At 45.1% G+C, this 9,197-nt stretch carries 7 protein-coding genes; 1 reads left to right on the forward strand and 6 read right to left on the reverse strand.

Features of this window, described 5'->3' with window-relative positions:
• The 4 genes from ACWB0I_RS08100 to ACWB0I_RS08115 form a co-directional block, all read right to left on the reverse strand.
• Positions 1-427: deoxycytidylate deaminase (locus ACWB0I_RS08100; protein WP_479387550.1), on the reverse strand; the 427-nt coding region annotated here is incomplete at its 3' end.
• Between the two features lie 21 nt (positions 428-448).
• Positions 449-1,285, reverse strand: a complete 837-nt coding sequence (locus ACWB0I_RS08105; protein WP_479387551.1) for an MBL fold metallo-hydrolase — start codon at positions 1,283-1,285, stop codon at positions 449-451.
• A 40-nt stretch (positions 1,286-1,325) separates the two neighbouring features.
• Positions 1,326-2,126: a prolipoprotein diacylglyceryl transferase gene (gene lgt, locus ACWB0I_RS08110; RefSeq protein ID WP_479387552.1), complete on the reverse strand. Its 801-nt coding sequence runs from the start codon at positions 2,124-2,126 to the stop codon at positions 1,326-1,328.
• 46 nt (positions 2,127-2,172) lie between these two features.
• Positions 2,173-4,305: a S46 family peptidase gene (locus tag ACWB0I_RS08115; protein WP_479387553.1), complete on the reverse strand. Its 2,133-nt coding sequence runs from the start codon at positions 4,303-4,305 to the stop codon at positions 2,173-2,175.
• Positions 4,306-5,066: 761 nt separating this feature from the next.
• Here ACWB0I_RS08115 and ACWB0I_RS08120 point away from each other — a divergent pair.
• Positions 5,067-5,738, forward strand: a complete 672-nt coding sequence (locus ACWB0I_RS08120) for a PIG-L deacetylase family protein (protein WP_479387554.1) — start codon at positions 5,067-5,069, stop codon at positions 5,736-5,738.
• A gap of 49 nt (positions 5,739-5,787) precedes the next feature.
• On the opposite strand, the gene ACWB0I_RS08125 is transcribed toward ACWB0I_RS08120, so the two are convergent.
• Together ACWB0I_RS08125 and ACWB0I_RS08130 are read right to left on the reverse strand one after the other, a co-directional pair.
• On the reverse strand, positions 5,788-8,043 hold the full coding sequence (locus ACWB0I_RS08125; RefSeq protein WP_479387555.1) for an inorganic phosphate transporter: 2,256 nt from the start codon (positions 8,041-8,043) through the stop codon (positions 5,788-5,790).
• 194 nt (positions 8,044-8,237) lie between these two features.
• A complete protein-coding gene (locus ACWB0I_RS08130) occupies positions 8,238-8,792 on the reverse strand; it encodes a DJ-1 family glyoxalase III (protein WP_479387556.1) in 555 nt (184 codons plus the stop codon).
• Positions 8,793-9,197: the final 405 nt, after the last annotated feature.

Consider the following 9,197-nt stretch of genomic DNA (forward strand, 5'->3'; position numbering starts at 1 on the left):
ACAATTGGCGTGTTTCCTGCCCGGCATGGTAACGGCGTTTGGCCACTACCTTTTTAATTCCCACACTGATGATCAGCATGGCGCAAACCCGGCATGGTTCCATGGTGCAATACAGAGTAGTACCCTCCAAGGGAATTCCGTAACGTGCGGCCTGAGCAATGGCATTTTGTTCGGCGTGGATGGTGCGCACACAGTGCTGGCGAATGGTGCCGTCTTCATCGATTACTTTCTTGAGCAGATGACCTACTTCATCGCAGTGCGGAAAACCGGGCGGCGAGCCAACGTATCCGGTGCAGAGAATCCTTTTGTCGCGCACAATGATGGCCCCACTCTTTCCGCGGTCGCAGGTGGCTCTTTTAGCGACTTCATCCACCAGATGCATAAAATATTCATCCCAGCTTGGGCGTTTTTCCTTAGATTTTGACATGGTACAACGATTCCTTTCCATTTAAAAAATTTCTATTCGGTCTCCCACATTCAACAATTGAACACGATCTTTAAAAATACTAAAAAACTTGTGAATGGCTGAAAATCCTGTACAATGCAGAGGATAGATCAAATCCGGATTGATTTTCTGAATGTTTTTAACCACCAGATCGATTTTGTGCTCATCCGCCCCCTGTAAATGCATGCCGCCAATCAGAGCGTGAACATGGCGATTTTGCGTGATGCGCATGGCGTGTTTCAAAGAATTTACCGCTCCGGCATGTCCACAACCCAACAGTACCACCAGGCCCTTAGCGGTTTTGAGCGCCAAAAAGGCGTCATCGTGCAATTCATCATGAATCAGGCTTTCCAGAACGCGCTGCTGGTATGTTTCGTCAATGGTTTCATAATCGTTGTTGCGCGGGACTTCACCGGAAAACCAGACATCCGGGAAGATTTCGAAGGGCCGTGTGTGGAATTGAAAATCGACTCCCTGACGCGTCAAAGCGCTTTTTTCCCAGGGTACGCCAATGTCAAGATTGCCGGCCGGAAAGACGCGATATTTTTTATGAATGAGCGCCGGATGACAAATTACAGTTAAAGGGTCAAGCGCTTTGGCCAGATGGGGTAGACCGCCGGTGTGATCGTAGTGGCCGTGACTGAGGACCACATAATCCAGGTCTTGTAGGGGGATGTTTAAAATTCGGGCATTGTGGATCAGCGCATCGGTTTGCCCTGTGTCAAACAACAGATGGCCATGCTCAGTTTCAACATAGATGGCCAGCCCCTGCTCTGCGATTAATTGCGGGCTGGTTACACGGTTTTCGCTGAGAATGGTTAATTTTGCTTTTTTTAACATGGCTATCCCTCCCTTTAATGAAACACGGGAGCAAATGGAATCACTTCTTCGGCGAAGTGTCCGAATCAGGGATAGGTCGTTGGCGCCTCAGTAACAAATAGAAACCGTAAATAATGAGTGGAATACTCAAAATTTGTCCCATATCGAGTGGAAGTGACGCTTCAAATGGCGATTGGTATTCTTTTAAGAATTCAACCACAAAACGGAACCCGAAAACCAAAATCAAGAAGAGACCAAAAAGATGCCCGCGAGGTGTTTTTGCTCCTAATTTTTTGTATTTAAAAAAGAGATAAAGAAAAATCAGAAAATAGGCCAGCGCTTCGTAGATTTGCGTGGGATGGCGGGGAATATTATCTACGCGATCAAAGACAACGGCCCAGGGCACATCTGTGGGACGACCAATGATTTCGGAATTAAAAAAATTGCCGATTCTGATAAAACTGCCAGCCAGAGCCACGGCAATCACTATTCGATCAACCAGCCATAAAAAGGGTTGATCCGGCCGTTTGCGCGTGTACAGATAGAGTGCAATTAAAATTCCGATGGCAGCCCCGTGACTGGCCAGCCCGCCCTCCCAGACTTTCAAAATACGAATAGGGTGACTGAAATAGTAGGTAAAATCGTAGAAAATGCAATGCCCCAGTCGGGCGCCCACCACCGTACCGATTAACATGTACACCAGTAACGTATCCAGATCTTTAAGGGGTTTATGTTCCCGTTTGTAAATCCAGTTGAACATGTAGATGCCGATTAAAAAGCCCAGCATAAAAAGCAGGCTGTAGTAACGAATATGGATAAATCCAAAACTAAAAATTTCCGGATCAACATTCCAGTGAAACATGGCTAAGTCCTTTTTTCTTTTTTAATGGTCAATGATTGCAAATGGTTCAATTTACCCCCATTTCCTGTAATATAGAATCGGCTCCGGCATAGTATTTTAACAGAAACAGGATGTAGCGAATATCCACCCCAATCGAGCGGCTGTAGCGATGATTCCAGGCAAAATCATTAATGGTGGCTTCAAAGGCGCGGTCAAAGTTCAGACCAATTAATTGGCCGCGGGCATTGAGTACCGGACTGCCCGAATTGCCGCCGGTAGTGTCGCAACTGTACAGAATGCCCACAGGCAAAGTGCCAACGCTTTTGCTAACAAAGCGACCGAACTGTTTGGCCTTTAAAAGCACGATCAGTTTTTGCGGCGTGTCAAACGGCGACTGGCCGGTAGTCTTCTCCAGAATGCCTCGCTCGGTTGTAATGGGGGATTTGTAAACGGCATCTGCCGGTGCGTACCCTTCAATAAAACCGAAAGTCATGCGAAACGTACCATTGGCGTCCGGGATGAAATCTTTTTGCAGAAAGGCCTGCCTGGCTTCTAACCACAGGGCGCGCAGGCGTCGGAGCTGGCCGTTGCGTTGCTTACTGCGCTTTTTCATATTTTCATATTCACTTTGCAGCCCAAACATCCAGTCCAGAATAGGATCATGTAAGGCTTTTAATTCCTGGTACGATTTTGTGAAACAGGATTTAACAAATTGAGGTTCAGCGAGTCGCGTGTTTTGGTAAGCTTGCTGAACAGCAGAACGTGTTTTGTTGACGTTGTCGTTAAGGTTAAAAAGGGAATCTAAGGGCCGGATGCGAAGTTTAGCCGGCAGGTTGGCCGCTTTTTCCAGCAGTTTTTCCAAAATCAGTTGATCTGCTCGGGCGTCAAAATTTTTAAGGCGTAACAAGGTGGACGTTTGCGTTCGTTTAAAATTTCGGTCCATAAAAGCGCTTTCCCGTTCCAGGTCGGCCTTTTGCCGCTCTTTGGCGGCCTGGATTAGTGTACGCGCAATAGCGGGCAATACAGGGCTTCGGCTAAAGTAGGAAAGCACAAAATCTCTGATAGCGTAGCGGCGGTACTGGTTGTAAATCTGCTTGATTTCCTCCAATACCGATTGGTATCTGGTCAATTTTTTTTGAGCAATGAAGTTTAGTATTTGAGTTTCCTGTTTTTCTTTCTGTTCAATTAAACCAATTCGGCGGATGCCCTGTAATTTTCCGCGATAATTTTTTTCCGTATTGGCCAGTCCTTTAATCCACGAGCTAAATTTAAATGCCCGCCCCAGATCGTCCTTTCCTAACCGATTTAACAGGTTGATTTGCCATTGGTACCAGTTCACCACAAAGGGCATGCGTACCTCATATTCAAAGGCAAGGAAAGCAGAGGTACGATGGCGGTATGTTTTTCCAGGGTAACCGAGAATAAAGACGCGCTCGCCTTCTTGTACTCCTGAGGGGGCCACTCTTAAATAGGTTTTGGGCTGGTATGGAATGTTGTCTGGACTGTATTCGGCGGGCGAGCCATCCGCTGCCACATAGGCACGCATCAATGAAAAGTCACCCGTGTGGCGCGGCCATTCCCAGTTGTCAATTTCTCCGCCAAATTCCCCGATGGAGCGCGGAGGCGCGTAAACCAGTCGTACATCTTTTAAGTAAGTGTACAAAAAGAGGTAGTAGGTTTTGCCGGCAAACATTTCCAATACGGAGGCCCGTTTGCCGGGATGCCGGGCCTCTTCTTTCTTCACAATCTGTTTAATTGTTCTTTCGATGGCTTTTTCTCGCTCAAGCGGGTCTTCTATGTGCCTTGTCTGTTGCAGAATTCGTTCGGAGACATTGCGAACTTTCTCGGTGATGCGCACGGTGTATCCCTTAGCCGGATATTCCTGGTCGCGTGTGTGGGCTACAAAACCGTTTGTCAGGTAGTCGTTTTCCGGTGTACTGGCATTTTGAATGGCCCGAAAGGCACAGTGGTGATTGGTTAAAATAAGCCCTTCTGCAGAAATAAACGAACCGGTGCAGCCTCCTAATTGGACAATAGCATCGGATAGGCTGACATGTTGTTCGGAAAAAATTTGATCTGCCGTCAGTTCAATGCCCAGTTTTTTTAAGTCTAATTTATGAATTTCTGTAATGGGGAACATGCCTTCTTCGGCAAACAGCAAGGCAGCAAGAAAGAGTACGAAAAGGAATTTTTTTGCCACGTTTCCTCCTTTGTTTTTAAATAAAATAAGCCTCAAACGCATTGCATTCAAGAAAAGGAAAGTAAAAATTTGGTGATGTTGAAAGGAAGAAGGATTTTTTGTTTTTGAATTTAGTTTAAATGATCAGAGAATAGTTATTTAGAATACTTCTTTCAAAACTTATAATCCCGCTTAGCGGGATGCGAAAATTTTTAAGCGGCCTAATTACAGGGCAATCCCAAACCATTGAGTAGATGATCATTTAGAAATCAAATTTTACAAAGCAAAGATTAAAATTCCCCCTTCCTTTTTTTAAAGGGAAGGAGGTCGGGGGGATGGGTTTTAGAATAAAAATCCACCTTAAATGCTTCGCCCTTACAAAGTCGCGGACTGAAGCACGAGTTACATTGCTCTTTCGAATGGTCTGCCAATGTAAGGGATTCTTCTCCCCGATAAATCGGGGACTCAGAATGACATGCGGGCACAGGCCTTCACCGCCTGGGCATAAGTTGACCCTTCGCAAATTAATTCGTAATTCGTCATTCGTAATTTTTAATTTAAAAATGCTTCTCTGTGCCCTCTGTGGTTGCTTAAATCCCTGCAAAAACGTTTTGCTGCCTTAGAGTTTGGTAAAGCGTAATTTTGAGGAATCCCGGGAATCGGGACACCGGAATATCTTTTGTTTAATAAAGTTATAAGATTTTTCATCCGATAAATCGGAATTCGAAATAACCTGTGTGTGTATTCTGCAGAAATTTGATCATTAACGAAGAAAGGGGTTCATGAAGACGATCCTGTGCATTTCAGCCCATCCCGATGATTGCGAAGTAGGTTGTTCGGGATATGTACGGCAATTAATAGAAAATGGTAGCCAGGCCTTTTTAGTGGTGGCAACCAATGGGGAAAATGGTTTTAAAATCGAAGAGGTTCCAGTGGAAAAACGCATTGGCGTCCGACGCAAAGAGCAGGAAGCAGCGGCAAAATTCTGGGGCATGAAAAGCGTTTTTTACCTGGGTTTTACAGACGGATTTTTGGAATACACGGAAACTTTGCGTTGCGAACTGGTAAAAATCATTAAAGCGGTGCGTCCGAACATGGTTTTTACCTTTGATCCGGCCAATACACTTTTTGACGATTTAAATTTGCAACACCGCGATCATCGGATTATTGGCCAGGCTGTGTTTGATGCCTGTTTTGCCGCCAGGAACAGGTGGATGTATCCCGGGGAATCTCATGCTGTAGAAGAAATTTATTTCTTTGGAACAGCAAATCCCAATGTGGCTATGGACATTACGTCTTACATTGACTTTAAAATTGAACTGCTCTCTCACCATCGTTCGCAGTTTCCTGAAAGGGACTGGTTGGGAAAATTTGTAAAAGAAAAGATGAATCCACCCTATCAGGGCAGGCGAAGCGAGTCTTTTAGACGCATTTCCGGAAAGAGGGCTTTTTAAACAGAACGGCGCCGACTCTCGATTAAATCAGCGCCGGAAGATTACCGTTTTAAACTTCTTCAACTTTTTGAGCGCCATAAAGAACTTCGGAAAAAATTTCCAGTAATTTCAAGTTCTGTTTAGAGAGCATCAACGAATCGTTTAAAATAGCGTAATAGAGAATGCTTAAACGTGTTTTGGAAGAGCCGTCTTTAATGCGTTCAATCTGCTTTTCGTTTAATTTCTGGGCCAATTCTTCCAGAGCAGCATGTTTCTCTTCCAGGTTGGCGTAGTTGAGATTTTCGTTATTTTGCAGCGTTTGCACTACATCATCCAGCATTTCCAGCACACGCCGTTTAACCTCACTTAACTCTTCAATTTGTACTCCCAACAATCCTTTGTGGTGGTTGCTTACGTGCAAATAGGCACGATTCACAATATCGCGATGGCCATCAACCAGGCGTTGTAAGTGACGAATGGTGTTGGCATAACGGTAAGAGAGGTGCGCTTCTTCTTTCTGAAGCAATCGCAGGCATTTAAAGATATTGGCGGTGATAATGTTGGCCCATTTCTGGAAGTTTTTATTTTTTTCTTTTTCGTTTTTGATGATGTATTCGTTTTGCTGAAACAAGCCTTCCAGAGCGACATCCAGTGACTGACGGATTTCCTGCACCAGGAATCCCATCTGTTCAAATGTGGTGTGAATGGAAGAGTGTACTTCGGTAATCTTTTTGAGATTGTAAATTTCAGGAGCTTCGCTTTCAATAAAGCGCTTTTTATGTTTCAGGTGATTGCGGGCGATAAAGGCGGCCACAAACAGGAGCATCACAATCACGCCAACTACTTTGGTAAAATAGATGAAAGTTGCTACGATTGCAGCCGTAAAAAAGGCAGCCAGGGCCGTCAGAAACCAGCCGGCAATCACGGTTAAAACGCCGGTAACGCGGTAGACGGCGCTCTCCCGCCCCCAGGCCATATCGGCAAAGGAGGTTCCCATGGCTACCATAAAGGTAACATAGGTGGTAGAAAGAGGCAGTTTGTGCGAAGTAGCATAGGAAATCAATGCGCTGGCCACCATCAGATTGACTCCGGCGCGTAACAGATCAAAGGATGGAGTACTTTCATCGGCAAGATGCTGGTGGTAGTGCTCGGTGTCCAGACGTCTGCGGAACCAGTTAAAAATCGAATCGGGTAAGAGTTTTTTTATGCTGTCAAAAAAAATGATAAAAATTTTAACGATTTTACGGGCCAGATAGACGGAGTCGAACCGTTCTTCTCCTTCGGTCTGGCGACTTAAATCAATCGTAGTTTTGGTAACCGTTCGGGCTTTTTTGGAAAAAGCCAGAGTAACAACCATAATGAGACCAGCCAAAAGCAACAGTCCGGGTTCAGCCGGTACTTTTCCACTCAGGGCTTCCATGGTGGCGCTTAAAGGATTGCTCGATTGCAGAGCAGCCAGGTAAGAGTGGTAGCCTGCCATAGGCACGCCAATAAAATTGACCAGGTCATTGGCTGCAAAGGCCATGGCCAGAGCAAAAGTACCAATGAGTACGATGGGCTTAAGAATATTGATGTTCAAAAAGATCAATATCTGCAAAATAACGGCAGAGACAATAAAAATAATGGAAAGTATTTCCAGCGTATGACTCTGAATCCATTGTAACATTTCCGGGGTAATGAAGGCCGCACCTTTGGCGCCTTTCACCAGAATAAAGTAGGTAATGAAGGCCATGGCCAGACCTCCCCACAATCCTCCGTAGCGTTTAAGGCGTTTGCTGAAATCGAAGGTAAATAACAAACGAGTTAAAAACTGAACAATGGCGCCCACAATGAAGGCAATGCCCACACTCAATAAAATACCCAAGATGATGACCAGCGCTTTGCTGGTATTGATGTATTCGGCCAGGCGGACGATCGAATCGTTGTCATGAAAAATTTTAAGTAAAGAAATGGCTACCGCGGCACCCAGCAATTCGAACACAACGGATACGGTGGTAGAGGTGGGAAGGCCATAGCTGTTAAAAAAGTCGAGCAGAATGATGTCTGTAATCATCACGCCTAAAAAGAGTACGATAAGCTGGGGCATGGTAAAATATTGCGGATGGAAAATACCTTTTCGGGCAACTTCCATCATGCCGCTGGAAAAAATAACCCCTGCTACAAGGCCCAGAGAGGCAATGATCATGATTACGTAAAAGGGGGCCACACGAGAACCGATCGCCGAATTCAGAAAATTGACGGCATCATTGCTTACACCAACAATAAGATCAAAAACAGCGAACATAGCAAGTATCAGCACACCATAGTAATAATACTCAATTCCCATATTAAATCCTTTTTTTTTCAAAATCCTAAATTTACAAATTTGAAATTATGAAACGGAATCGTAATTTTCAAAAAAATGTTCAGCTCTTTTCGAAAAATAGCAGACATTAAGTAAAGGGCGATTTCCAACCTGAGAAAGAGGGGCAGCCCTGGTCGAGCATTTTTGACGGTTGGCCCGGAAAAGAGAAGCGCACATTACCATTTGCCATCGAACAGAATGCGTTGAGCCACGGTCCTGGCCGTCTGGCTATCGGTTAATATTTCAATCAACCGCAGGGAAAAGGGAATAGCCGTGCCCACCCCTCTGCTGGTAATTACAGGCCCATCCTGCACCACCGCTTCTTCAAGATAGATGGAATCGGTAAAAACTTCTTTTTCGGAAGGATAGCTGGTCAGCTTTAAATTTTTGGTAATGCCGGCCCGGTGAAAAACAGTTGGCGCGGCACAAATGGCGGCTAATTTCTTTTGCTGACGAAAGCGCTCCTGAATCCAGGACCGCAAAGCGCTATTGGCTTTCAGATTATTGGTTCCTGGCTGGCCGCCCGGGAGAATCAGAACATCAAAATCATCGTTTTTTAAGGATTCGAAATGAAGGTCCGGAATGATTGTAATTTCGTGGGATCCCGTAATGGGGTCGGCTTCCAATCCAGCCACAGTAACATTGATTTGCGCACGGCGCAATAGGTCGATGATGGTAACGGCTTCTATCTCTTCAAAACCAGGTGCAAGAACCACCAGCGCCTTAACCATTGTCAACCTCCTTAAGTTGATTGTTAATTAACAAATTTACGAACCACTGATTCCGAGGTGTACAAATTACGGGTTTTGGTAAAAAAGAACAAGAGCAGGTCTAATCGGATGAACAGGCCGTGGCTAAAGAAGCGTTAGTAGGGGATTAGAATACTTCCTTCAAATGATCTAGCTCTTTAGCGTGCGAAAATTTTTGTGTTGTGTGAGGAAGTAAAACTGTTGAATTGTTGAATTGTTTATTTGTTGAATGGTTTGATGTCCTGTCCCAGAGAATCGCAATTTCCGCTGCGCTCCAACCGGCTAAAGCGGCCGGACAATTAAGAAAATTTCCCACAAAGGTCTTCCCCCTCTCCCAGATTTTTATTCTGGGAGAGGGGGATCGAGGGGGTGAGGGCTAATTCATGA

It is taken from the genome of Caldithrix sp. (genome assembly GCF_056497305.1).